Annotated in this window: 22 protein-coding genes and 1 pseudogene; 11 read left to right on the forward strand and 12 right to left on the reverse strand. The window is 32.8% G+C overall.

Annotated features, from left to right (window positions below; translation table 11 throughout):
• Window positions 1–16: 16 nt before the first annotated feature.
• Window positions 17–814 (reverse strand): annotated as a pseudogene (locus B2C77_RS00690) (IS4 family transposase); the annotation flags it as partial.
• A gap of 397 nt (window positions 815–1,211) precedes the next feature.
• Here B2C77_RS00690 and B2C77_RS00695 point away from each other — a divergent pair.
• A complete protein-coding gene (locus tag B2C77_RS00695; protein WP_176087248.1) occupies window positions 1,212–1,550 on the forward strand; it encodes a nucleotide pyrophosphohydrolase in 339 nt (112 codons plus the stop codon).
• Between the two features lie 338 nt (window positions 1,551–1,888).
• Here the strand turns inward: B2C77_RS00695 and B2C77_RS00700 are convergent, their stop codons facing one another.
• Together B2C77_RS00700 and B2C77_RS00705 are read right to left on the reverse strand one after the other, a co-directional pair.
• The gene (locus tag B2C77_RS00700) at window positions 1,889–3,232 is read right to left on the reverse strand and encodes a hypothetical protein (protein ID WP_077701868.1); all 1,344 of its coding nucleotides are present in this window, start codon (window positions 3,230–3,232) and stop codon (window positions 1,889–1,891) included.
• A 105-nt stretch (window positions 3,233–3,337) separates the two neighbouring features.
• Entirely contained in the window at window positions 3,338–4,402 is a 1,065-nt protein-coding gene (locus tag B2C77_RS00705; protein ID WP_077701869.1) for a hypothetical protein, read from the reverse strand.
• 547 nt (window positions 4,403–4,949) lie between these two features.
• Between B2C77_RS00705 and B2C77_RS00710 the strand changes: the two genes are divergently transcribed.
• The 4 genes from B2C77_RS00710 to B2C77_RS21915 all read left to right on the forward strand — a co-directional run bounded on the left by B2C77_RS00710 (window position 4,950) and on the right by B2C77_RS21915 (window position 6,939).
• A complete protein-coding gene (locus B2C77_RS00710) occupies window positions 4,950–5,324 on the forward strand; it encodes a hypothetical protein (protein ID WP_077701870.1) in 375 nt (124 codons plus the stop codon).
• A gap of 46 nt (window positions 5,325–5,370) precedes the next feature.
• Window positions 5,371–5,958: an LURP-one-related family protein gene (locus B2C77_RS00715; protein WP_077701871.1), complete on the forward strand. Its 588-nt coding sequence runs from the start codon at window positions 5,371–5,373 to the stop codon at window positions 5,956–5,958.
• Between the two features lie 369 nt (window positions 5,959–6,327).
• Window positions 6,328–6,477, forward strand: coding sequence for a TetR/AcrR family transcriptional regulator (locus B2C77_RS21910; protein WP_237342815.1), 150 nt, complete (start codon window positions 6,328–6,330; stop codon window positions 6,475–6,477).
• A 108-nt stretch (window positions 6,478–6,585) separates the two neighbouring features.
• A complete protein-coding gene (locus B2C77_RS21915) occupies window positions 6,586–6,939 on the forward strand; it encodes a TetR-like C-terminal domain-containing protein (RefSeq protein WP_254843909.1) in 354 nt (117 codons plus the stop codon).
• An 81-nt stretch (window positions 6,940–7,020) separates the two neighbouring features.
• Here B2C77_RS21915 and B2C77_RS00725 read toward each other — a convergent pair whose 3' ends face one another.
• On the reverse strand, window positions 7,021–8,046 hold the full coding sequence (locus B2C77_RS00725) for a restriction endonuclease (RefSeq protein ID WP_077701872.1): 1,026 nt from the start codon (window positions 8,044–8,046) through the stop codon (window positions 7,021–7,023).
• A gap of 177 nt (window positions 8,047–8,223) precedes the next feature.
• Between B2C77_RS00725 and B2C77_RS00730 the strand changes: the two genes are divergently transcribed.
• On the forward strand, window positions 8,224–8,472 hold the full coding sequence (locus tag B2C77_RS00730; RefSeq protein ID WP_077701873.1) for a hypothetical protein: 249 nt from the start codon (window positions 8,224–8,226) through the stop codon (window positions 8,470–8,472).
• 85 nt (window positions 8,473–8,557) lie between these two features.
• A complete protein-coding gene (locus B2C77_RS00735) occupies window positions 8,558–9,259 on the forward strand; it encodes an aspartate/glutamate racemase family protein (protein WP_077701874.1) in 702 nt (233 codons plus the stop codon).
• A gap of 515 nt (window positions 9,260–9,774) precedes the next feature.
• Here the strand turns inward: B2C77_RS00735 and B2C77_RS00740 are convergent.
• The 5 genes from B2C77_RS00740 to B2C77_RS00760 form a co-directional block, all read right to left on the reverse strand.
• Complete coding sequence (locus B2C77_RS00740) at window positions 9,775–10,206, reverse strand: hypothetical protein (protein WP_077701875.1); 432 nt, start codon at window positions 10,204–10,206, stop codon at window positions 9,775–9,777.
• Window positions 10,207–10,213: 7 nt separating this feature from the next.
• Window positions 10,214–10,753: a LytTR family DNA-binding domain-containing protein gene (locus tag B2C77_RS00745; RefSeq protein ID WP_077701876.1), complete on the reverse strand. Its 540-nt coding sequence runs from the start codon at window positions 10,751–10,753 to the stop codon at window positions 10,214–10,216.
• A gap of 12 nt (window positions 10,754–10,765) precedes the next feature.
• Window positions 10,766–12,229, reverse strand: coding sequence for a nitrilase-related carbon-nitrogen hydrolase (locus B2C77_RS00750; RefSeq protein ID WP_077701877.1), 1,464 nt, complete (start codon window positions 12,227–12,229; stop codon window positions 10,766–10,768).
• A gap of 225 nt (window positions 12,230–12,454) precedes the next feature.
• Entirely contained in the window at window positions 12,455–13,678 is a 1,224-nt protein-coding gene (locus B2C77_RS00755) for an MFS transporter (RefSeq protein ID WP_077701878.1), read from the reverse strand.
• A gap of 13 nt (window positions 13,679–13,691) precedes the next feature.
• The gene (locus tag B2C77_RS00760; protein WP_077701879.1) at window positions 13,692–14,735 is read right to left on the reverse strand and encodes an ArsR/SmtB family transcription factor; all 1,044 of its coding nucleotides are present in this window, start codon (window positions 14,733–14,735) and stop codon (window positions 13,692–13,694) included.
• Between the two features lie 915 nt (window positions 14,736–15,650).
• Here B2C77_RS00760 and B2C77_RS00765 point away from each other — a divergent pair.
• The 3 genes from B2C77_RS00765 (at window position 15,651) to B2C77_RS22425 (ending at window position 19,096) form a co-directional block, all read left to right on the forward strand.
• Complete coding sequence (locus B2C77_RS00765) at window positions 15,651–16,418, forward strand: DUF2599 domain-containing protein (RefSeq protein WP_077701880.1); 768 nt, start codon at window positions 15,651–15,653, stop codon at window positions 16,416–16,418.
• 1,104 nt (window positions 16,419–17,522) lie between these two features.
• Complete coding sequence (locus B2C77_RS00775; RefSeq protein ID WP_077701882.1) at window positions 17,523–18,368, forward strand: ABC transporter ATP-binding protein; 846 nt, start codon at window positions 17,523–17,525, stop codon at window positions 18,366–18,368.
• Window positions 18,365–19,096 carry an ABC transporter permease gene (locus tag B2C77_RS22425; RefSeq protein ID WP_077701883.1) on the forward strand — a complete coding sequence of 244 codons (732 nt, stop codon included), beginning with the start codon at window positions 18,365–18,367 and terminating at the stop codon, window positions 19,094–19,096. The genes B2C77_RS00775 and B2C77_RS22425 overlap by 4 nt, the downstream gene beginning before the upstream one ends.
• Before the next feature lie 97 nt (window positions 19,097–19,193).
• Here the strand turns inward: B2C77_RS22425 and B2C77_RS00785 are convergent, their stop codons facing one another.
• The 3 genes from B2C77_RS00785 to B2C77_RS00795 form a co-directional block, all read right to left on the reverse strand.
• Complete coding sequence (locus B2C77_RS00785) at window positions 19,194–21,284, reverse strand: peptidase domain-containing ABC transporter (protein ID WP_077701884.1); 2,091 nt, start codon at window positions 21,282–21,284, stop codon at window positions 19,194–19,196.
• Between the two features lie 14 nt (window positions 21,285–21,298).
• Entirely contained in the window at window positions 21,299–24,316 is a 3,018-nt protein-coding gene (locus B2C77_RS00790; RefSeq protein ID WP_077701885.1) for a type 2 lanthipeptide synthetase LanM family protein, read from the reverse strand.
• Between the two features lie 66 nt (window positions 24,317–24,382).
• Window positions 24,383–24,571 (reverse strand): plantaricin C family lantibiotic, encoded by a 189-nt coding sequence (locus tag B2C77_RS00795; protein WP_077701886.1) that lies wholly within the window; start codon window positions 24,569–24,571, stop codon window positions 24,383–24,385.
• A 150-nt stretch (window positions 24,572–24,721) separates the two neighbouring features.
• Here B2C77_RS00795 and B2C77_RS21505 point away from each other — a divergent pair, with 150 nt between their 5' ends.
• Window positions 24,722–24,889 (forward strand): class II lanthipeptide, LchA2/BrtA2 family, encoded by a 168-nt coding sequence (locus tag B2C77_RS21505; protein ID WP_164085413.1) that lies wholly within the window; start codon window positions 24,722–24,724, stop codon window positions 24,887–24,889.
• The last annotated feature ends 35 nt before the right edge of the window (window positions 24,890–24,924 follow it).

The raw sequence follows: 24,924 nt of genomic DNA on the forward strand, positions 1-24,924 counted from the left end.
GCACCTAAAAANGAATGTTTCCCTTTGTATCCACTACTTCAAGTAGGCGGAATACATTCTCTGTACGATTTTGCGTCGAACCGATGTAAACCATCTTGTCGGATAAAACCGTAGAATCTTTAGGTATAGAAAATGATTCTACTTCACGAGTGATGGCGTTTTTCTTCAGTCTTGATACGAAAAAATAGCCTTCATCTGTCATTCGATCAAATCGTTCATAATCAACGTATCCACGGTCAAACACATACATGGCTTCTTTGTCGTCTACGAGAACTTCCAGTTGATTTCTGTCATGTTCTTTGGCTGTTGTAATCACTGCTTTTTCAGGATAGACGGTATCTTTATTCATAAATATAAGTCGTAAATGTAGCTTAACTCCTGCTTTTGTTTTACGGAACTTTGCCCACTTATGATTCGTTAAGTTTAATGGAAGCGTGCTAGAATCAATGATTTTCAATGGCATGTATTTCCCGTTTTTAAATTGGATACCTTTTATTTTGTAAACAAGGTCCAAGAATAAATGGGAAAGGATCATTGGATTCATTTCATTATTCTTCCTTGATAGCTGAGATGTACTAATCGATTCAAACCCCAGTGCTTTCTGAAGTCCATCATCTATTAGGGCATCGCTCATTTCTTCCAAGCTCTCGAATCCTTGCAGTTGGGCAAGTAACATGAGCTTTATATACCCTGTAGTTGTTAGCTTTTTTGTGTAGTAATCTTGTTTATTTTCTTCTACTTGTTCAAATAGTTTTTTCGTATTTATAGGTGAAAACCATTTACCAAATGATGATTTTAGTGTATTCTTGTCCATACGGATTATCCTTTACTTTTGGATTTGGACAGGAACCACCTGTACTTCCATTGTAAAGGATTTTTTTGTATCATGAACACGTAATTATTGAACATTTTCAGTATTTTGAATCATCAGGTTTAATTAATGCAATGCTAGTGATGTATCTCAAACAATAAAATAAGATAACATATCTAAAATACAAGCTCTATTCAATTTATTTCGACAGTATATATGGAATTATACAATTATTTTACATGATAAACGGGGAAGAGGTACATCATTTTATATAATTAAATTTTAGTATAAAATGTTAATGTTGGATTATCGACTATGTTATACTTCATGACATAGCATAATGCAGTAATAAAAAAATGTCTAGATGGTCTATATAAATAATTATAAAGGAAGGGACAATATGAATGATATAAGAAAATTAATCCAGAAATTGAACGCCTTTCGCGATGAGCGAGATTGGAGACAGTTTCACAACCCGAAAGATTTGGCTATCTCTCTGTCGTTAGAAGCAGCTGAATTACTGGAAGATTTTCAATGGAAAACAAGTGAACAAGCAATCGAGGAGAACCTAGAAAACATAAAAGAAGAACTCGCTGATGTCATGATTTATGCACTGATGCTTAGCCATGATCTTGATTTAGACGTTAAAGAAATAATATTGGATAAAATGCAGAAAAACGCGCAGAAATACCCTGTAGAAAAGAGCAAAGGTAGGAAATTAAAATACGATAATTTATAGGTAACATTAGCGGTACGAAGCTTTTCATCTAGGTGCGACGAACTACCCCGCATACAAGCTTGGATGGGAAGGGAGAGCGTACAGCCCTTAATAACCGTAAAGTAAAAGCAAATCCATACTCTCCTAATACAAAAAAGAGCTGGGTGACTCATAATGCCTCATCCCAGCGTCTTTTTGTCAGTTGAATTATGATAAACACTTATTCATTTTGTATATTTTACAGTTGTAATTTACAGAGCATTACGCTACACAAAACGTTACAATATCGAATAAAAAGGATTTACTTTGAAAAGAGTAATGCAAATTATTGCACTTCCATCTTTAAAAATTATCAAATTTTATATTGTAATATCTACATAAGATGGGTTTTCTTCTAATAAATATGTCCGCATAGAATCTCTTGGCAAAATATGTTCAACAAAGCGGTTCCAATCTACTATATAGTTACTTTTATTCCAGGAGTTATGATATTCATGATATCGCGACAACTTACTCGTTTCCGTATTTTTTGTGTGATTTATATACCCCTGCAAAATGGCAGACATGTCCTTCTGAAAAGATCCGTTCACATCTACAGCATCTAAGTTACCAACGAGGGAAGCCATGATGTCTTGAACAAGTTGGTCATTCCAATCCATACGATATGCTTCCTCATTCCTTACAAACGGATCATTTCGCATACGCTTGATATAATCTGCCGCTTTTTCATTTTGCTTGTCTACAAATTCCTGAAATACCATATCGAGTTTCGATTGGAGCCCGTCCCGCATTTCATAGTTGTCTTTGATGAGGGCATATTTCATAGCTTGAAACCCAAGCTCAACACCAAATTCCTCTTCCGATTTATGCTTGTTTCCACCTAATGGACGAGACCTATAATCAACATACTGCATTTCTTTCACCAATGTCCCAATAGCCATTAACTCATCCATATTATATCCGCTTTCCTTTGTTGATGTATTATTCGAAAGCTTCTCTCTATAAGAAGACTGCAATTGTTGAGCCATATACGTATTATCTGCTACCAACCACTCATTCGGGGTCCCTTTTATACCAGCAAAATCTTCATTTTTTTGTATAAACGTTGTATATTGCTCTTTGCGCTGTTGAAATAAATCTTTAATACTAGCACTGATCATTTCAGCTTCCTCATTCACACCATGCTCACTCAAAAAGCTACCCGTCATACGTGAAAATTGTTTCGCATAACTATCCACATGATTATTGATAATAGAATCAAGTTTTTTCAAATATTCTTCCCGTTCAGACCCAGTAAAACTCTGTTTTATTCGGAACTGGCTATAAGCATATTGGGAGGCAATATGATCCATATCTTTAACTAATCGATCTAATGTAGCATAACTAGGAGTTCGATTGGTTAGATCCATCTGTAAACGATCCCAATTTATATCCACATTGTTTAAATCGTCTTCGGTTAATGCTAAAACATCTTCTCGATTACGCTGTATTCTATCTCCTGTTATCTTGCCGTCACTTGTTCGAGATAGGTTCACTAAAATGGGGGACATCAACCTTCGTAATGCATGCTCCTTCGCTTCGTCTGTCGTAGTTTTATATGCTTCCAATTTGCTTATACCAAAGGGGTTCGTATTAAATGGTTTTTTCTGTTCAGCCACTATACTGTTGTTGCTGTATACATTTAAAAAATGATTGATTTGCATGGACCTTTCCACCTTTTTAGTGAATTAGCAATTCTAAATATACATGAACGTCACAATATTTATTGTTAAAACTCCTTGCCCTTTACTTCATTAAATGGTTATGTTTTAATTCAAAAATTCTATCGTAGGAATAGACTCAACACCACTTGCATAGTAAAAATTTAGAGCACTGAAAAAATCGATAGAACGTCCCTTGTTTACATCGAAAACGATTATATGATCCCCCCAATTAATGAGATCATCATCATCTAACCTTCTAGGAGTTGTTTTTCCAATTGTATCAACAAATGAGTCTTCATATTGTGTTGGCGGGCCTGATCTAAAGGATGAAACATGGTGCATAAATAAAGTTTCTTTATCTAAATATACTAATATTGCGTTATCAGAGCTAGCATAATCTGATTGGTAACTGACAGGACCTGCAATTGATTTAACTTTTGCATCAGAAACGCTGTGTGTCCGTTGATTATAATTTCCATCCCAACTAAAATAATATTCACGTTCCCAATCCAAATGTGAATTACTTCCATCAACAGTAAGAACATAATTACCATTTGAATAAACTTCTCTATTTGGATAAAGTAATATTGCTTGCAACAATGAAGGAGAAGTAGAAATTATACTTGTTGCACCTGATGGATTAGTTGCATTCATCTTAATTGTATAATTATCCCCCATTGTTTCAGTAGAATAGACTCTTAGCGCCCAATCACCAGCTATTAATTGACTATTGGCTACTATATTTCCCGGCGAACCGCTTATAGAAGTAGGGTATGCTGTTTCTGTTTCCCAATCAACTTTATAGAGTTCCACAACGTAATCTGGATTATCCGTCTCTATTTCAAAAAGTATACTTCTATCATCAGAAACATTAAAAAACCAAAAGTCATCTGGGTCCGTTTCCACTAAGGAATCATTAAAGAACATTCGGTCCCCCGAAATATTATAATTAGATTTAATAGACGCAGGTTTCTTTACAGGAACTCCCTTTGTTTTATCCAATACTGGCACTTTATCATTAAACTCCACATGTTGATTGCTCAAGTGTGGTTTTACATTAAAAGCTTTAAAATCCACTTCTGCTCCATAAGTCGTTAATGATAAAGAAAATAAACCCACCATTAAAGTAATTATAAAAACAATGATGGAGGACTTTCGTTTTATACTCATATCGGAACTCCTTTCTAATAATATATTAATATTTATATCGGTATAATTTATTCAAAATTAAATATTTTATTTAACATTTTTAAATATTGAAATTTATTTACAAATCGTTTAAACTATTTTTCACCTATATTTAAATAATATCTCTTTGCTAAATTGAACTGCCGCTCCTTTCAAAGGTTGCTTTGTTCCTAATTGATTAGGAGCTAAATTTTCCCATGTGAAATCATTTCCATTTGAAGTGATAGACGAGTTTCGCAACAGGGAAGGAACGTTTTGTGTGAGGGTGAGACAAATTCGCACGGAGGATGCGGATTTTCCTGCGAGTGAGCGAATTTCTCACGAAGGTGAGCAATTTTCATTTTTAAATTTGAGGCGATTGTAGCGTTGACGGAACTCTTTTATAATATTTTCTACCTAATTATATATGGTATATCCAGTTTTAGGTGTTATCATTCCATAAAATATTCCTATATAACCAAATATAGTGTATTATTTTTACTATCAAACTGTACGCTTTGAATAATCGAAACGGAAAGGTGTGTGAAATATGAAAAAGAGAAAAATATTTATGTTACTATTTACAATAAGTATCAGCTTAAATGTATATCTAGTAGGAAAATCATTCGTAATGAAACAATTAATTGAACCTACTGCTGAGGAAGAAGTTACATTAAGTGAAATGGTACAAAAAACAGTAGAAAGTGAAGATTATAAACAATTGGCAAAGAAAGAAGATATTATAGCTATTCAAGCAGGCGTAGATAAATTTAAAGGCGGTGCATTTCCTTATACTCTAGAAGTGAGCGTTAAAACAGACAAACAGGCTTATCTATTCTATTGTACGGATGACAGATGTTCACAGGTAGAAAATGGCGGATGGACATATTCTATATATCAAGATGAAAAACCGAGGCTACCTTAAACAAAAAACAATATAGAAATGCGTATTTTCACATTGGAGGGTTCACATGTTTTTGCATTATAGTACGTTTTTCCTGCAAAAAACAACGCTATATAAGCTACAACGAAAAATCTATACAATAAGCGCAAACGACCAATTAATCGGCAAAATCGAAGAAACTCCGGCTTCCCATAAGAAAATAACGAACCAACTAGTAAAACTGGTCGCTTACCAATTCATAAGCTTTGATTTACAGGTTTTAGATAGTAACGGTCATATTTTAGGCTGGATTACTAAAAAACAGAAAGGAATAACAACCGATTTTCACCTCCTTTCCAATGAAGGAGAGCTTTTAGCAACGGTTCAACCAAAGCTAAAACTATCTACTGCAACGATGACGGTCATTGACAAAGAAAATAAGCAGCTCATACAAGCTAAAGGTGATTTTGGTGCCATTCATTACACTGTGAAAGCATGTAAAAACAACACTACGATCGCTTCTATTCAGAAACGGTCGCTTGTATACGATTCCATTCAAGATAGTATCCATCAACATGATGGTTATTATCTAACAATGGAAAAGACGGATGCCCTCACCAAGCTTGCCTTGTTAGCAATTGGCATCATGATAGATGTATATATCTATCATGTATAATACTTCTTTTTAAATCTCTCTATTAGGGAAAGATAAGTAGAGAGAGAGTTTACACGGAGGGGTATAATGAGAAGAAAACCAAAGGTAATGAGCTATATCAACGTAGCGTCGATCATTACCTTTGGTTTTCCCAGCTTACTAATTGTCTTGATGCGAAGATTAAATCTGCCAGGGATTTACATTACTAAAATTGTAAACAGGGACATAAACTAGTAAATTTTCTACTCGAAAAACCCAGAGCACTATGCAATTTTGCTCTGGGAATTAAGGTAGCAATATTCAAAAAAGCTATTCTGTTGCTAAATCAACAGATAAGTTTGCAAGCGTATGCTATCGCATTAAAAACGAACAGATGGGTGGTAAATTGTTATGAAAGTAGATCGCAGAGTTCGTAAGTCAAAAGATGCGTTAAAAACAACTCTCATACAGCTTATGAAAGAAAAGGATTTACAACAAATCACAATTACTGACATTGTTAAAGTCGCTGACTTAAATCAAGGAACGTTCTATAAGCACTAATCTATTTTAGAAGATTTGATAGAAGAGCTGATTCAAGATGTCATATCAAACCTCATACACTCGTTTCGAGCCCCATACCATAATAAAGAAACTTTCATCCTTGAAGAGATGAAGGCTTCCACCATCAAGATATTTGATCATGTCGCTCGATTCTCAGAATTTTATCCAACCATCATTCACCATGAATCTATTATGCCAGGCTTTCAAACTAAATTATGTAATGTGATTAAAGAATTAGCCTTGAAAGATTTACAGGGTGCGGAAGAAAATCATACAATCAATAAAGACTTACAGGCAAGCTATCAATCCTATGCCCTGCTAGGAATGATTATTGAATGGGTGAAAAGTGATTTTAAATACTCCACCAAATATATGGCGGAACAATTAATTTATATTCTATCGTGCAAACCTATTTCAAAAGTTTATCAAACTTCATTTACAACAGAAACAGAACAAGCGTAAAAAGACCTTCTAGTAAAATTAGGAGGTCTTTATGCTTAAGCGTTATGAAGTGCGCATGAGATGAACCAATCCTTTTTGATGCTATTCGTTATCCTCGACGTTCAACATCCATACTCTTTTTAAAGGTATTTCTGTTTTTATATCATCACTAAGTAAATCATACGTTTCAAGTAATTGCTCTATAATTTTAGCAGAATCCCATAAGCGTAATTTAAAAAACTGCTTTGGTACCTCATTTAACACGGACACTTTAAATCCGCTCCATGATACTAGTAATCCATAATCAGCGTTTACATTACTCATCGTTCCTAACAATTGATCCATCGTTGGACGACCGACTGGCGTACCATTCGTCTTCACTTGCACGCAAATTTTCGGCGAACCAAACCCTAGGGTATTAGAAGAAGCTAAAATATCAATTCCATGATCTGCTCCTTCTGGGCTACGATATGTCGTAAAACCTTTTGCCTTTAGAATCTCTTCAATTAACGCCTCCATCTTGTGTCCTTTAAACTTACGAATAATATGCTCAGAAATTTTATCCTGAATAAACTCCTCTAAGTTAACGGCCGATTCCTCTTCCGTTTCATCAATACGTGTTGTAATCGATTTCTGAACAACTTGCCAATTGTTCTTATACATTTCTTGCAATCGTTCTTCTGCATTATTTTTATGTATCTTACAAACAGTCATGAAAGCCCCTAACGAGTATAGAATGTCCTGATCAAACCTATCTCTCGGAACATCTAAAGCAAACCAACGGACATCGCGATAATGAAAGTAGGGGGATTCTGCATTCGGATCAAAACAATAATCGCCTTTAATTTCCCCAAAATGAATGGTCCGATTTAACTTGCTTGGTAACACAACCCAATCTTCTACTTTCATTCGATTTGCAATCGGGTATATTTGTGACGCCCAATTGATCGCTGTTTTTTCTTTTTCCAAACGATATTTTTTTATTAGCAAATCATATAGATCTTCTTTATTTGGATAATCTTTCAAGTTTATGTCCAAGTCTTCCCATGTTAAGTAAACACGATTATCATTTAAAAATTTATTCTCAAACTCCCCTTGAGAACCAGCTCGAAATAACCAAATACTCAATTGGTTCAACTCCTTATCTAAGTGGATGTAATAAAGCTTTTTAGAAACAAGGGCTTAGCATACACAGTTAGTAAATCAATCTATACATTAAACACCCCCACCTTCTTCAATAACCAGTACACTATCGCTCCATTATTGTAATATACTTCATTTATAAATTACTAGGGGGGGGATTTTATGAAATACGTTTACCTTGTAGTCGTGCATGTTATGAATTTGCTTCTGTTAATCACGGTTGGATTACTTGGCGTTGGTATGTTTGTAGATATTAGTGAACCTGATCATATACCAACCTTTAACCCGATTCATATAGGGCTTTTTATTTCCCTATTATTACTGTTGGTAATGAATGACGCGTACCAACTCAAGAAGAGAAAATGGATTATGTTGCTATTTGGCTCATATTCTCTTTGGGTAAAACGATAAAATTAATACTTGACGCATCCGTTTATAGATTATACGCTAAGTAAAATTCACTAACACGTATGCCCATTGGAATGGAGGAAATGGAATGAAAACTATTGGACTTATAGGCGGAATGAGTTGGGAATCTTCAGCAGAGTATTATCGAATAATGAATGAAGAAGTAAAAGAAAAGCTAGGTGGATTACATTCAGCAAAATGTTTATTATATAGTGTTGATTTTGACGAAATTGAACGTTACCAAGCGGAAGGCGATTGGGAAAGTGCGGGCGAGGCATTAGGTAAAGCAGCATTATCTTTAGAAAAAGCAGGTGCAGCATTCATAGTAATATGTACAAATACGATGCATAAAGTAATTGATTCCATTGAAAAAAGGGTAACCATTCCTGTTTTACATATTGCTGATGCAACGGCAAACCAAATACAACAATCCAATATAAAAACCGTTGGATTACTTGGAACTAAATATACGATGGAGCAAAAATTTTACAAAGCTAGAATTGAAGCGAATGGTATGAAAGTGATCGTTCCAAATGAGAAAGCACGTAACGATATCCATAGAGTTATCTATGAAGAATTATGTGTAGGGAAAATACAGCAATCATCGAAGGACTATTATAAGAATGTCATCCAACAGCTAGTTAATCATGGAGCTGAAGGAATCATTTTAGGTTGTACAGAAATTGGTTTATTAATTAAGCCTGAAGATTCAGAAGTTCCATTGTTTGATACAACCGTTATCCATGCAATTGAAGCAGTGCATGAAGCTTTAAAAAAAGAAAACTCTTAGCATAAAACTTGCTCTCTTACGCTCTGGTACCTAGCGATTTTATATACTACTAATTAAGGATAAATTGTAGTAAAAAAGGTATCAAACATATTGTGAAATTTATAACAAATAAGAAGTAATCCTGATTTTTCCCAGAAATATGTTAAAAATGTTATAAAACACAGTAAATAAGAGCAATTATAGGTCCTGTTATGAATAAATTTATCCTAAAAACTATAAGTGATAAAACCGAACTAAGAAGATAATGTGACAAAATAACCCAAAGAACGTTGGTTACCCCCAAAAGTTAGATTTTTTACTCTAACTTTCGGGGGTCGGTACCAACTTGGGTTATTTTGTATTTCCTTCACATTCAACAACTTCATCTAGCTTTAAAAATTTTCACTAGTTCTTATCTTCAATTGTTTTATATTAATTTTAAAAGTCCTCCTATAAAACTCATTATTATTTTCTTAATAGGAGATAGCTCGCCCAATAAGAGATTTCCTATACTTTAAAAAAAACCGCCAGATTACTTATTTCACATATACACGCTCCGCATGTTGTGATTTTTTCAGCTGTAAAAAGTCATTAAATCTTATCATCCGCTTGTTAAAGTAATAAATCAAAGGTAAGGAGACGAGCACGATAGCGACAGCATAGCCATAGAATTCCCATTCATACACAACAGCCAATCCTCCAAAATAAAGGTTGCCAATGACGTAAATCACTATAATTAGCATCGATGAGATCAAATATTTCGTAACAAAAGAATAGCGGTTGCTTGTTAGCACTTTGACATGAACGGCAAACGAAAGCGTGCAGGAAATGATGGCAATGAGCACACTAAACAAATAACCTTCTATATGAGTTACAAGCGATTGTCCAGTAAACAACAGCGCGAATGCCCGTATGAAGATCCCAATAAATACTGAAACAACAAGGGCTTCGATATAAAATTTTTTCATACTAATTCTACCTCATTCCTAAAAACGCTTTGAAATGTCCGACATAATTTTTCGATACTTCCACTTCTTTTTTTGAACGCTCGAATTTAAGCAATAAACGTCGGTTAAACCACGGAATAATTCGTGTAACGGCATCAATATGAACAATGAATGATCGGCTTACCTTAATAAATCGATCACTCGGCAACCGTTCCTCTAATTGATATAGCTTTTCCTTTAACCGATATACATCGGTGGCTGTATGACAAAGCACCCCTGCATCCAGCGCTTCAAAATAAAGAATGCTCGCATGATTGATAACATGGTACGCTTCATCTTTAAAACCGACAATCTTGGAAGTGGCGCTCGTTGTCGCAAATACTTGGAGCATTTCCCATAACTCATCTAACTGCTCGGGATGAAAGACGATACAGGGCAGGAAACCTGTATGAAGCCCTTCTTCCACGACATACAGGTCTGCCTTACGATATACTTCAATACCTAAAGACTGGAACTTTTCCAATACGTTATCACGTATATTATTGTTGCATACTAGTCCTAATTTCATGTGGGCTCCTTTTTATGATTCCATCTTTTTTCTACCAACAAAACGGATATACACCGTGGAAATAATTAAGATTATTATTATATAACCCGCAAAATATTTACCCCACTTTGCGTACATGGTTTCCTTACCTTCTATTGGCACTTGTCCTCGCATGACCCATTGGTCGGTGGTGAAATGATCCATTTGCGCTAATGTTTGTCCCTTATAATCCGAAATCATGGACATACCATTTACCGTTTGTGTCACCACATTGGCACCATTTTCAACCCCTCTAAAATTACCGACAATCGTATGGTACGGAGAAATCTCTTTCCAATCTGCAGATGGGATGAACAACATATCGACGTTCTTTTCACCTGCTTGATTAAGGATAGATGGGAAATCTTTATCCCAACAGATTATCCCTGACAAACGCCCGTAATCTGTATTGACATATTTAATTTCCTTGTCTCCTTCTACCGTCTTCTCAATGATATTGCCGCCATATTTAAAGTGTTCAAACGCAACCTCCCCAGACGGTTCGATCATATATAAGACATTTTCATTGGGCGAACCTTCCTCTGTAAAAACATAAGGCACCGTAACAATATAGACGCCCCATTCCTTAGCAACCTCTCGGAGACTGTCCAAGTAATCTGCTTTTTGCGTCTCATCCAGCACAGCAACCCCTTCCGAATGGTGAATAATCTTCGCTCCCGCTTTTGCCTCCGTAATCGTCATGGCGATTAATTGTTCCAGGTTTTCTTCCGTTTTCTGTAAAAAATCACTGTTTTCTTGTTCATGTAGATTAAAAATCTCTAACACATCCGAATCCGTCCGATCCAGTGTATGAATACCAGATACGGTCACTGTTTCCGTATTTGCATTGGTTACGACACGTAAACCACCTAACGTAACGATAAGCAAAAGCACTGCAGTAGTTAGTATTGCCACATTTCGCTTCTTTGCTTTCATATTATCTAAACGTAGCCAATACACAATAGATGCTGTCCACATAATCAAAAAGGTGATTCCGGTAACACCGACTACAGAGGCCACTTGCATAACTGGCAAAAACCCGTGCTGCGAGTAACCAAGAATACCAAATGTTCCAAAAGGGTTAAAATATACATTGCTAAAATCCAATAACGCATACGTACATGGTAAGATCAATGTCGCAACAAAGGAGTTCGTTTTGCGAAAGCTAAGTTGTTGTAGTACAAATGGTAAAGCATAAAGTGAACCCGCCATTGCTGGAATGTAGCTAAACATCGGGATGTCCAAACTCGGTAGCATATTATGAAAGCTCAACTGATTACTCACTGCCGTTACCACCAACAAGACAGGCAAAGCTTTTTTCCAAGACATCTTCTCAATGGCAAACAAAAATAATACCGGAAATATCCAAGCAGCTGGCGCCATTAAAAATTTGCCATTGCTCAGCACCATAAATAATCCACCTAATAACAATAGTAAAATACGCATATATATTTTCATTTTCTTCGCTCCCCTCACATGTTACTGTAAGTATAAGAACAAATCAGGAGCTAAGCATCGCAATTTCCGTAACAGGGACGAATAATACAGCGAAGCGGACAAATTGGACGGTTACAGATGAGAAAGTAATAAGACAAACTGCACGAGGTAACCAAACGCCGAAAAAAACAAATATTTAGATGATTGTTGGACAAAGATTGGAACCAAAATTCGCTCATCCTCGTTTTATGAAGCAGCCCTTTCCTCAGCATGATAGTGATTAATAAACTTGAAATACGGAAGCAGGATTCCTAATAACGAAACAACGGAAATAATCGAACCTATCCATAAATATAAAGGGCGAATTCCCCACGCATCGCTCAGAAAGCCACCAGCGATAACACCTAAAGGCATCACCCCTCTAATAATGAATAACCTTACAGAAAAAACCTTCCCCATTACATCGTGTGGTATCACTTTTTGGCATATTGTCGTATTATGAATACTAAAAATAGCCATAACCATCCCTCCTACTATTTCCGTTGCTATACCTAAGGCAATGCTCGTATTAAAAAACAAGGCGATAAATGTCAGTCCACCAATAAATAAGCTACCAAGCATGACGAGGCGACGGTTTTTCGATGTTATCTTGCCAACAAACATTGCACCTAATATGTAGCCAATGGGAAACCCAGCCATAAAATATCCGTACTCTGCATAACTTCCATTTAATTCCGCTGTGATATAAGGAAGTGTGGTAACCATCGTTACACCCACTCCAAACTGTACAACTGCCAAAAACACGCCCAACCATACTATGATTGGATTTGTAAAGAAATAAGCGACCCCTTCTAAAAACTCTTTTACCCAAGTCTTTCTCATTCCTTGATTCTTTCTAGCTTCTTGGATAAACAACAAGGCGAATCCGCTTCCAATCAATAAAACTGTTACGAAAGAAAGCGTTCGTGTTACTCCAATATACTCAATGACGAGTCCCCCTACTATCGGTGCCATGAAAGTCATAAGTCTAACTGTTCCATCTATGTAGGCATTCGCTTTCTCTAACTGCTCTTTCGTCACAATGGTAGGTAAAATTGCTTGATTTGCAGGCACATATAATGGAGTGATTAAACCAACCACCACCTGCACCATGTATACATGCCAAGGCAAAAGCGTCTCTGTCAGGATTGCAAAAAGCGGAACTAAAAAAATCATCCCTCTAATCCATTGCGAAAAGATCATCACCCATTTGCGACTCCAACGATCAATAAAAGGACCAATAAATAATTGAAGAAGCAGCGAAGGAATAAAGTATAATACCCACATACTACTTAATGCTAATGTCGAACCCGTTAATTGGTAGATTAAAACCGAATTACAAAAGGTGCCAAAAGCTCCCCCTAATTCAGATATACCATTTCCAAGCCATACAGAAACAAAAGACCGATTCCTTAAAACAGATGACTGCATGTCACTCCTCCCCTTATTTTTCTAAATATACTTCTAACTCCTTACATAGCAGCTGTATGGCGTCTTTTTTTAAACCATATTTTGCATGCAATATCTCTACTAGCTTTGCCGCTCTAAGAATTTTGAGGTGGTGGTGAATGGTAGATTTCCCAATATTTAATTGGTCTGTTAAGTCCTGTAATGTACGATTTTCTTCTGATAACAGCTTAACAATTCGAAGTCGCACCTCATCACCTAACGCTTTATGCTTCAGCACTAAGAAATTATTTGGCGTATATTTGTCATAAGGAGTAATACTTTCATTGGAAACCGGATAATAAAAAACTTTCGTTCTTTCTATATCTGCTTCAATATTCCATGGACGATAAATATATTGTGGAATTAATAAAACTTGATGCACACTTGGTTCAGGCGTGTATGTCACTCCACCAGTCGCCCACTGAACAAGTTCTTCTGGTGCTAATTTTTCTCTCATTTGCTTTTTAGCTTCATAATCATTTTTTAAAATGGTGCTTATCTCTGTCCCGTCTCGTTCTAAAACCTCTTTATACCAGCCACGCATTACATGAATAAGATGCTCCTTTAAGAATCTAATGTCGCACTTTGTCATGAATTCGATATAAGTCGGAAAAAAGGGATTATCAGCCGTTGCTTGAACCATTTTTTCCACGGAGCTCCTTTCTCCTTGAGCTGCTTTCTCTCTGTAGATTTGATAATCATTTCCGATAAACGGCAGGCATATGAACCGTAGTTCCGTTTCATCGATTGTATTAACATACGTGGTGAATTCGGATAAATCGGCAAACTCCCGTTGATGAAGTATTTGTAACAACGACTTCCATGTATTATTTTGTTCAACGAATTTGAGGTGGTCCAATAGTTCATCCGTTATAGAGTTTTTTATTTCATCCCAATATTTTTCTGGTCTTTCTAATGTCTGTAATAGTTTACTATTTGTAATTGCGGCAATACCTAAAGCGCTTTCCCAAAGAAGAGAATACGTTAATTGAACATGGTATGTCTCCCTTTTTCGACTAGTCAGTTGTAAAATATCCACTTCTCTACCTCCCACTATTATTTGGGATAGTATAACATTCATTCTGTATTTATGAAATTCTTTATTCGATGAATATTAAATAAAAAATTTACCCTATAGGAAAATAGTCCCCACCTATTCACTAGACAGAGACGTGTTATTAATTGTTTAGCTTTAGTAGGGGATCGGCATTTTCTCCCTAATCGTCTATGACCAAAAAGCTGACCTAAGTTTTTTTCGTGTAATCCATGTTGAGAAATCCCTCAAATAAATATTCCACATATTGAATTGGGTTGAATGGTCTCCAGAAGAATAAATTATCAATTTTAAGATTTCTTTAATATTTATATTATAAAGTATAAACATAATAGCCTTATTCTAATTGGCAGCGTAAAAAGTTCTATGAAAACTAGCTTAAAATAATACCTTACCGATTATTAGAGATAGAATCACAGCACCATCGCTCTTGACAAACACGAACACACTTTGCATTGGTACTGTCCTTTACCACCATTATTCGCAAAACATAAAAATTATAGGCACCATAACTTCACTATTCTTACAGCGAGCAACTGGTTTAAGCACTTTACCGTGTTCCACTTGATATTCAATGAGAAGCTTTTTTATAGTCTAGCTTTTCGAGGTTTTCAATAACAGGCATGTCGTCCCTTCAAACATACGATAAGGTTTATTGTAGGTTCATCAAATTGGGCTTTAGCAACCGATTTGCCAACTAGAATTCCTATTAATGCAAAAATTATTTTCTCTTGTAACTTGACATAATCAAGCAAATAGGAGAGAAATTGTGGTAACCTCAAATATCCTTAAAAATCAGGGGGTGTGAGTTTTTGAATTTAAATACTAGTAAATGAAGGTTTTTACAAGTTATTACTATAAAACTTTTGACAATACGTATATTATACGAGGAGGATAAGAATGACAAAAAACAAAACTTTGATAATCAGGACTTTATCACTCTTATTTTTAATTACTCTATTTATATCAAGTGACCCCACTCAAGCCCAAAATAATAATGTTATAAATTATTTCAAAGAACCGACTTCTAAAAATTTAACCAGAGCCGTTAAAGATGTAAAAGATAATGAGATTAAGGAAACAATAACTCTTGTAAAACTAGCTCAAGATAGTAGTGAAAAATTAAATTTTGTAATTCCTTTTAATCCGGAAAATGGAGAATATATTAAAATTAATAAAGGTGAAGAAGGAATCCAAGTAAACTCAGCTAATATATATAGCTCTAATGGAAACTCTATTGGCATAATTGCATTTGAAAATAAAGAAAATATAGATTTGTCCAAAGTAGATGGACATCTAGAAATACAAGTTAGTTCCCGCGAGAACACTATAGATGTAAGTTATTTAATAGCTTCTTATACCTACGAAGATTATTTTAATTCTAGTAATTGGATTGTAAGAGATAACATAACATCCTTAAGTATTAACCCTAAACCCTTACTATGGGATTCAGGAATCTTAGAGTGGACCTCTATTCGAAACGATAGTTGGGAAAAACTCCTGGATAAACATATTGATGATAGCAAATTTAGTAATCAAAATGGGATGAAAGATCAGTATTATTGTCATTTCGATTTTGCAAAGGGCAACAAAATTCCGTGGAATATAGAACCAAGTAGACCAGATGTCGGCTATATAAAAACTGTTTTGAAAGCATGCAACCCCTAATACAAAACAATAAACTGGTAAAAACGGATTTTAATACCCAATTTATTATTCAAACATTCAAACATTCAAACATTCTTATTATAAGGAGCTGTAGCCAGATACATGATATGCATTTGACTACAGCTTTTTTCTATAATTGGCTGTTCATCGTGAAATTAGTTATTTATTCATGGTAATAACAGGAAAAGATAACGGTTTTTAACCCTTAAATAAGCCTCCTTTTTCTGATTTCTTAGATGTTTTTCACGAATGATAGTACAGATTCAAGTGATCAGTTTGGATTTTCGTATGTATTTTATTGGAATTATAACCAAATGCCAGAATTAATAAATCATTTCGTACATTGCTTTTTCCTCGCGTATGAAACTTCTTCAGATAATAACTTTCTTCAGCACACCACAGTTCCTTCTACTTGAATGGAACGATTTATACGATACGTAAGCGTAAATAGTCCCCACCTATTCATTAGATGGGGGGGCGAGTGCAATCATTTATTTAGCTTTGCTAGGGACTCTGCATTTCTCTGGAATAGTTGATGATCAAGGCAATAGCTGATCTAAGTTTTCTCTATTCGTAATCAAAATCTCCACTATATCAATTTTTTTGCTGGAGAACCCACTTATCAAAGTCCAATGGAGTCAGCTCGTATTCTTGATAAATTCACTTCTTGCGTACCTAAATGGTGCAGTTTGACAATTTGTTCTTTCTTTTGAGAATGTCCCTCTTTTTCTTTTGGAAATTATTATTTTTCCTCTGATTTATTATTAAATCCAGTCTTTATAAATTTAATAAATCTGTCCAACTAAGTGTAACCTATCCAATCGAGGAATAAATTATCAATTTTAAGATTCCTTTAATATTTATATTATAAAGTATAACATAACAATCTTATTCAAATTAAAGGGGGATTTTTATGTTATTTATGGAAAAATTATTTATAACAATAACAATTATTACGTTTGTATTATCCGTTTCGTTGTTTATTATAGAAATTGTAAAAAATGGTTTTAAGCTAAGTAATTTTAAATTAGCTGCAACTCTCTTTTTTATTTACATTATAAGTATGGTTGGTTTTTTAATTATACGTAACTAGGGGGGAAATTCATGATACTTATAAAAGATGTTTCTTATCATGTTGATGGGAAATCCATTTTAAAAAAAGTAAATCTAAAATTGAATAAGGGGAAAGTGTATGGAATACTAGGACCCAACGGAGCAGGAAAAACAACGTTGTTTAAAGCACTGTTAGGTGCAATAAAGTATGAGGGGAAGGTAATTAATGATGATAGTAATACATTAATTGGGAAACTAATAGAATATCCAGCTTTTTACCCTAACCTAAGTTGTTTTGAAAATTTAAAATTACATGCATCTTATGCTCAATTAGATGACTATCAAGATATTGACAGCTTATTAAAGCTTGTAGGAATATTCAATGCTAAAAATAAAAAGTTTAAAAGTCTATCTATGGGGATGAAACAAAGATTGGGTGTTGCAAAAGCCCTAATGGGAAATCCAAATATTTTATTATTAGATGAACCCACTAATGGTTTAGACCCTATGGGAATTAAGGAAATGCGAAATCTAATAGAAAAAGAAATAAGAAGCAAAGATAGAATTGTTATGATATCCAGTCATAATTTAAATGAGATTTCCCATATAACAGATACTCTCATTTTTATAAACAACGGAAAAATAATATTAGAAATAGAAAATGAAGATAATGTTTATATTATTGGGAAACTTAAAGAAATTTCAAGTGAGCAACAGGAGGAGATAACTTTATTAAAAAACGATAAGAATGAAAATATAGCTATTTTAAGCAAAAAAAAATTTGAAGAAATGAGTCAAAATAAGACTATTTTAATTGAAGAAATTCAATATGTAGATTTAGAAAAGCTATATATTGAATTAATGTCGCTAGCCGTAACAGAGGTGAAAACGATATGATTCAGCTAATTAAAAATGAATTAATTAAAATAAGAAGTGAAAAATATATTAAATTTATTTTTATCTTAAATCTCATTCCTTTAGTATTAAATTTTGCGAATTTTACTTTAAACAAAAGAAATATGAATTTAGATAGTGGCTTTTACTTCACATTCTATAATCAATATTTTATGTTGCTTCCTATTATTACCAGTATTATCATTTCATCTATATTTTATATAGAATACAAAAATAATACTTATTTAGATTGGATAACATACAATATTTCGAGAATACAATTATTTTTTTCAAAATTGTTTGTATCGCTACTCATTATGTTAGTAATTTTTCTGTGTAATCTAGTAATTCTTTTGGTCTTTTATGGTGTAATAGATGGAGATTTTTCTAATCTATACAAAATAGTTTTATCTTTCACTACGTTACATTTAATTGTTGTCATTAGCGTTTCTCTAATCTTTTCTGTAATCATCCAACTTACAAGAAACATTGTAATAAGTATTTCCATTGGAATAGGAAGTTCCCTTATTTCTATGGTCTTAATGGCGGCCCCATTTTCATACATGATACCAATTACTTTCGGATATAGAGCTGGTTTATACTTTGTCGATAATGAATTTTATTATGAAGATCCTTTATTTTCTACCTTTGTGGGAAATGGATTAACCGGGTTACTAACATTATTTATGTTACTACTGAGTTTAAAATTAATAAATAAGAAAACCATTTGACTTTCTACGTAAGCGTAAAATAGCTCCTCTATGTAAGAAAATGGGCTATTTTACGCTTATAACTATACGCACATCACCAAGCTCATTTAAAATTAATTTAATTTAAATCAGTAACCTTTATGGTTCTCTCAGTAAAATCAACTTTTTTATTTACTCCTGGAATATAACTATGCCTATGAGTAATAAAAATAATTGTTTTATCTAACTGGAACAAATTATCTATTATAGTTTGTTCAGTTACCTCGTCCAAATTACTAGTCCCCTCATCAATTAGCAACAAATCAGAAGTACTTGATATGGCTCTTGCAATAGATAACCTTTGTTTTTGCCCCCCTGACAAGTTTGTACCATTTTCTCCAAGTAAGGTGTCGAACCCCATAGGAAAGTTCATAACATCATCATATATACAGGCTATTTTACTGCTATTTATAATAACTTCCTCATCTAATGCCTCATTAAAAAAACTAATATTTTCCTTAACTGTACCAGAAAGCAATGAAACATCTTGGGTGACCATCCCTATATTCTCTCTATAACTGCTAATATCGTATTCATCTAACTTATTTCCATTAATTAGAATTTCTCCTTTTGTTGGAAAATGAAGAGAGGCAATTATTTTTAATAATGTGGTTTTACCTTTACCGCTGCTTCCATTTATTAGGATTTTATCACCATAATTAATTTGAAGGTTTATATTCTCTAAAACATTTCTTTCTCCATAACCAAATGAGATATTCTTTAATTCTATGACCCCTTTTAAATTACTTAATTTTTTACTTCTATTTAATAATTCGCTCTCATCGTCTTCCAAAAGGATCTTATTAATTCTATTGAAAATTTCTTCAACATATTTAAAAGATTGTATACTATTAAATATAGATGAAAAAGGAGTTAAAAATCTTACAGCAATTGTGGAAAAAGCTATAGTTTCTCCTGTACTAAGACCCACAAAATCTACTTGAAAAACTCCCAAATAAATTATGAGTAATGGCAGAGCTACAGAAATTGTATAAGATGTTCCGCCTAATATTGCAGAAGTAATCATTTTTCTCTTATAGTTTGCTAGTTGCTCATAAAAAGGGTTAATAGTCCTATTATAAATTACTTTATTATTTCCTAAAGTCTTTATATAATCTATGGATTGGAGAACTGATAGGAAGTTTGTTTGAAATAGAGTTTGATTAGCCACCTCTTGATTTGTGTATAGAGTTATTCTAGGTATAACCAGTTTGGTTACCATCAATTGAATAATAACAGCTATAAAAACGATACTCGTAAGAATCGGCGAATAATATAACATAGTAATTGAAAAAATAAATATCAATGCTACGTCTAACAGTAAGCTCGTCATAACATTTGAAAGAATTTCTCTTATTACAGTTATATTATTAATTCGTGTTGATAAATCTCCTGAAGTATTTTTTTCAAAAAAACCAAAAGGTAATTTGAAAATTTTCTTTATCGTTCCATCTGTCAGGTAATTATTAATTCTAATCTGTAAGTTAACTACAAAAAAAGTCCTTGCAATATGTAAAAAAAAGACACTTAAACCCACTATCACTATTAATATTAACAAAGTGTTAGATAATAAACTATTGTGTAAAGCTCCATTATAATCTACTACATATTGAGTAAGTAGAGGTAATATTAAATTTAAAATTTGGAATAACACAGATAAAAATATAATAGCAATAATATTTTTTTTATAAGGTGTTACTATCTTTATAAGATCCTTTAAATAGCTTGTTTTTTTTAAGAAGATATTTTTATTTCTATCTTTCTTATAAATAAAAAAAACTACATTTGAAAAATTTTTGTAAAAATCCTTTTCACTAAAACTTTTTTCTCCAGTACCTGGATCAATAATATAAAAAGTACCGTTTTTTATTTTTCTAAGAATTACATAATGATTATTTTTCCAATATAACATTAATGGTTGTTTAATTTTACCTTTAATAACAAAATCCTCAATATCAGAGACCTGAAAAGCATAAAAATCTGCTTTATGCTTTTCAGTAATTATTTTAAGTTGTTGAGCTGAAATACCGTCTCGGCCAACATTATAACTATAATTAAACATATTAGTATTTACTTTACTATCTTTCCAGCTAAAAAGCATTGATAAACAAGCTAGACCACATTCGTATTGATGATTTTGTAATATAATTGGAATTTTAAAATTATACATGTTAATTACCTTTCTTACAATTCTAATTTTAATATATTAGGTAAATGAGGATTTGTAATATATAAAAGACCATAAGCAATTCCAGCTAAACCTATCATTAAATCTGGGGTCTGTATATTATTAATACCTAAACCACTTTTTATATCATTAACTTCTTTATTTTTTATAATATTATAGATAATATTTATTGGAATTGCATACTTTTCTTGCTGCTCATAGACAGTATAAAAGTCTTTTAAAATCATAGCTGTTCCTAAATCCCCGTGGCACAGACATTGAGTTCTTGAAAATCCATTTTTTAAAATTTCACTTTTTATCTTTTGGTTATCTTCAAATTCTCTTTTTTTTGAGGATATTCTATTTAAAAGAATTCCCGGGGAGCCATGACACCATGCATAAGGCGTATCTTCGTAATCATGAGATCCTCCAAGCCATTTATTTCCTAATCGCAATTTTTCTTCAAATTCATTTGCTTGCTTTATAATCTCTTTAACCTTAACATCATTCGAATTTATATCTTCAACGTATTTATTTAAAGAATAACAAATACCTGAGTTCCCGTGAGCAAATCCTGTTAAGTATTGATCAGATATACATTTCCAACTTACTGTTCCATCTACTTGGTGCTCAGCATTATTAATTAATGTATCTTTACAAATTTCTATCAAATTCTTTATTCTATAATCCTTTGTTAAATTATACAGATTGATTAACACTAGCATAACACCAGATGAACCGCTTATAATATCATTTGTTTTGTCTTTTTTAATATTTTCCTTAATACCCAAACTTATTTCAATAGCCTTTTCCTTATACTTGTTTACTTTTGTAGTTTTGTAAAAATAAACAAGTATATATATTAATGAAGAAATACCATCAAATGCTCCAATGGGATATTTATAAGGTAATCCATAGGCTGCCAATATATCATCAATTATCTGCTGAGCCTTATCAATGTATTTCTTGTTTTTTGTTACAGAATACTTTGATATATATAAAAAAGCCATCCCTGATAATCCATCATATAACTTTCCATCCATAACTAAAAGGTTCGATTTCCTTGTTCCTATATCCCCTCTTACTACTGAAGTGTACCAACTAAATGTATTATTAAATTTAGTTTGTTGTTTACTAATTTCTTCTTCTATATGAAATGCAAAGTTATATAGATAGTTTTCCTTGTCAATAATATTATTAAGAGATAAATTGGAAAAATCTTTTACAAATTGCTTATTCTTTTTTTCTGTTAATTCTTTCTCATCATCAACTAGCGAGTTAGAAATTAACTCTAATTGAAATGAAAGGTCTTCCTCAGATAGATTTTCTATTTTTTTAACAGCAAAATCAAGAGGAGTATTTTTAAAAAAATTTTTTAGGACACAACTATTATGTATTATTTCTTTGCTTGATAAACGATATTTAAAATAGGGTATATCCCCTTCTGCTAAGTCAGCAGCTTCTAACTTCGATAAATTATCGCCTTCCTCAATAAACGGTTTAATTAATAGTAGATCTCTTACTGCCCTGTTTTCCAAAAAAACTGGATGATGACTTATATTTAAAATATTTGCATAATAAATTGTTGGCTTATTTATGTATCTTAATTCTATTTCATCTTGCATCTTTTTAATAGTATTAACAATATGTTGTTTATGTTCACTAATATATTTATATCCTATTGTGAAACCTTCTTTTAGAGGTTCTATATATTCTAATTCATTAACATGTTGATTTTTATACTTCGGATGATTTTGTGAAGCTTGCAAGGTTTTATGCTCTGAAATTACTTTAACATTAGATGTTCTCTCATTTTTTATAGTTGGAACTTTTATAAAAGTCTGAGTATCTCCGCGCCTTCCTATTCCACTTATGTCAGATTTTTCATTTCCAAAAACAAAGGGCAGCACTCCTGTTGATTTTACAGAATGAGCCAATCTGTGCCGATTAATATCAGTTGCGTTTTGAAATTCATCTAATGAGCTTTTTACGTTAAATAAGCTTTCCAAATCAATAAGGACTGGACATTTACCATTAGCTATCAAATTCTCCGAATGAAAGTCTACTGCATTAAACACATATAGAAAGGATAGATGTATACCTAGCTCTGAGTAAAAGTGAGATATATCTTTTTGATTTTCAATCTCATAATAATCAATAGATTCCGACCAAAAATAGTCAAACTTATAAATATTTTTTGGGTACTTAAGAGAGTAATAATTCGAAAATTGATTGAAATGTTTTAACATTTCCTCATAAAATAAATCAATTTTTCCATTTCTTGGTTTGTAATATATTTTTTTGCCATTTAATTCAAAAGACACAACACTTTTCCCTTTATTATGTGTATCTCCTTTGTTTATTGTAATTTTTGATAAAAACACATTTTCTTGGCTTTCTTTAACGTTATAATAGTCTATTATTTCTTCTATATCATTGATAAGGTTACGTAAAAATTCATCTATATAATTTGATATTAATGTTACTTTATGTTTCATAATTGAAGTTAAACTATCATTTTCTTTTAGAATTCTTATAAATTTATTTTGTTTTGATAGGTAGTCCTCAATATATTCATTATATTGTTCTTCTTCATTATCACTTTTGAAGTCCTTTAAAATTCTTTTTTTATTAATATCGTAAATTAATGTCCTATGAGCAACAGACATTAGTAAATGTGAGATCTGCTCTGTTAAATTTTTTTCTTCATCACAAAAATCAAAGTCAACAAATTCTTTAAGTACATTGAATTTCTTAGTGAAATCGGGTCGATATAGTTCCACAAATAAATCAGTAAAAAGGAGGAGATTTTTATTATTTTCCTGAGATTCTATCTTTCTTAGCTTTAAATTATTACAATCAAACTTATCATAGTCATTATTTGGAAGATTAGATATTATGGATCTATTTTTAGAGTAATAATGTTTATATAAATATTGTAAATTAGAAATATTTAATTCCTTAAGTGCATTTTTCATGTTATTTACCGAAATACCTTTATATAAGTTATCTATAAAATAATTTAACTTTTCCATTAAAATCCCCCTTTACTTATCATTTATATTTAAGTGGTGATGGGGAGACCCCCACCACCACTATTCTTAACACCAACAGGTATGTGTCGGACAGATAGAGCATTCCCAAGTTACGGTACACCACTTTCCGTCATTACCTTGAGATATCCCCATAGGTTCCGCTGCACCACCAGAAATATTCTCTAAAGAGGCTTCTTCTAGTTCACTCAGGAAATCACCAGCAGTATTGTACAATTGTAAATCTTTTTCTTTCATAGATTAACCTCCTCTCAATTATTTGAATTTTTGTTTTTTTATGTTATTATAAAAATGCGAATAATATGTTATGAGGAAATAATACAATAATTTATTCGTTTTTGCAAATTTTGTTTTATTTCCCAATTAAAGAGAAGGGAGGGTTTTTAAATGGAAAATAAAGTAACGGCTTACAAAAAAATAAGTGTTAATGATTTAAAAGAAATTTCAGGTGGATCAAGTGAACCACAAGGAACTCCTGCTACAATCATTCCGGTTTCTCTAGCAATTTGTCCAACAACTAAATGTGCATCCGTTGTCAAACCTTGTAATGACTAACATACAATATTCAATAATAGATCGCCCCCTATTCA

The organism is Virgibacillus dokdonensis, assembly GCF_900166595.1.
Classification (GTDB): Bacteria; Bacillota; Bacilli; order Bacillales; family Amphibacillaceae; genus Virgibacillus; species Virgibacillus dokdonensis.

What these genes read in the sequence shown, in the direction of transcription:
- B2C77_RS00695 (WP_176087248.1), top strand. Translation starts at nt 1,212, where the DNA reads ATGAATGATATAAGAAAATTAATCCAGAAATTGAACGCCTTTCGCGAT.
- B2C77_RS00700 (WP_077701868.1), bottom strand. Translation starts at nt 3,232, where the DNA reads ATGCAAATCAATCATTTTTTAAATGTATACAGCAACAACAGTATAGTG.
- B2C77_RS00705 (WP_077701869.1), bottom strand. Translation starts at nt 4,402, where the DNA reads ATGAGTATAAAACGAAAGTCCTCCATCATTGTTTTTATAATTACTTTA.
- B2C77_RS00710 (WP_077701870.1), top strand. Translation starts at nt 4,950, where the DNA reads ATGAAAAAGAGAAAAATATTTATGTTACTATTTACAATAAGTATCAGC.
- B2C77_RS00715 (WP_077701871.1), top strand. Translation starts at nt 5,371, where the DNA reads ATGTTTTTGCATTATAGTACGTTTTTCCTGCAAAAAACAACGCTATAT.
- B2C77_RS21910 (WP_237342815.1), top strand. Translation starts at nt 6,328, where the DNA reads ATGAAAGTAGATCGCAGAGTTCGTAAGTCAAAAGATGCGTTAAAAACA.
- B2C77_RS21915 (WP_254843909.1), top strand. Translation starts at nt 6,586, where the DNA reads ATGAAGGCTTCCACCATCAAGATATTTGATCATGTCGCTCGATTCTCA.
- B2C77_RS00730 (WP_077701873.1), top strand. Translation starts at nt 8,224, where the DNA reads ATGAAATACGTTTACCTTGTAGTCGTGCATGTTATGAATTTGCTTCTG.
- B2C77_RS00735 (WP_077701874.1), top strand. Translation starts at nt 8,558, where the DNA reads ATGAAAACTATTGGACTTATAGGCGGAATGAGTTGGGAATCTTCAGCA.
- B2C77_RS00740 (WP_077701875.1), bottom strand. Translation starts at nt 10,206, where the DNA reads ATGAAAAAATTTTATATCGAAGCCCTTGTTGTTTCAGTATTTATTGGG.
- B2C77_RS00745 (WP_077701876.1), bottom strand. Translation starts at nt 10,753, where the DNA reads ATGAAATTAGGACTAGTATGCAACAATAATATACGTGATAACGTATTG.
- B2C77_RS00750 (WP_077701877.1), bottom strand. Translation starts at nt 12,229, where the DNA reads ATGAAAATATATATGCGTATTTTACTATTGTTATTAGGTGGATTATTT.
- B2C77_RS00755 (WP_077701878.1), bottom strand. Translation starts at nt 13,678, where the DNA reads ATGCAGTCATCTGTTTTAAGGAATCGGTCTTTTGTTTCTGTATGGCTT.
- B2C77_RS00765 (WP_077701880.1), top strand. Translation starts at nt 15,651, where the DNA reads ATGACAAAAAACAAAACTTTGATAATCAGGACTTTATCACTCTTATTT.
- B2C77_RS00775 (WP_077701882.1), top strand. Translation starts at nt 17,523, where the DNA reads ATGATACTTATAAAAGATGTTTCTTATCATGTTGATGGGAAATCCATT.
- B2C77_RS22425 (WP_077701883.1), top strand. Translation starts at nt 18,365, where the DNA reads ATGATTCAGCTAATTAAAAATGAATTAATTAAAATAAGAAGTGAAAAA.
- B2C77_RS00785 (WP_077701884.1), bottom strand. Translation starts at nt 21,284, where the DNA reads ATGTATAATTTTAAAATTCCAATTATATTACAAAATCATCAATACGAA.
- B2C77_RS00790 (WP_077701885.1), bottom strand. Translation starts at nt 24,316, where the DNA reads ATGGAAAAGTTAAATTATTTTATAGATAACTTATATAAAGGTATTTCG.
- B2C77_RS00795 (WP_077701886.1), bottom strand. Translation starts at nt 24,571, where the DNA reads ATGAAAGAAAAAGATTTACAATTGTACAATACTGCTGGTGATTTCCTG.
- B2C77_RS21505 (WP_164085413.1), top strand. Translation starts at nt 24,722, where the DNA reads ATGGAAAATAAAGTAACGGCTTACAAAAAAATAAGTGTTAATGATTTA.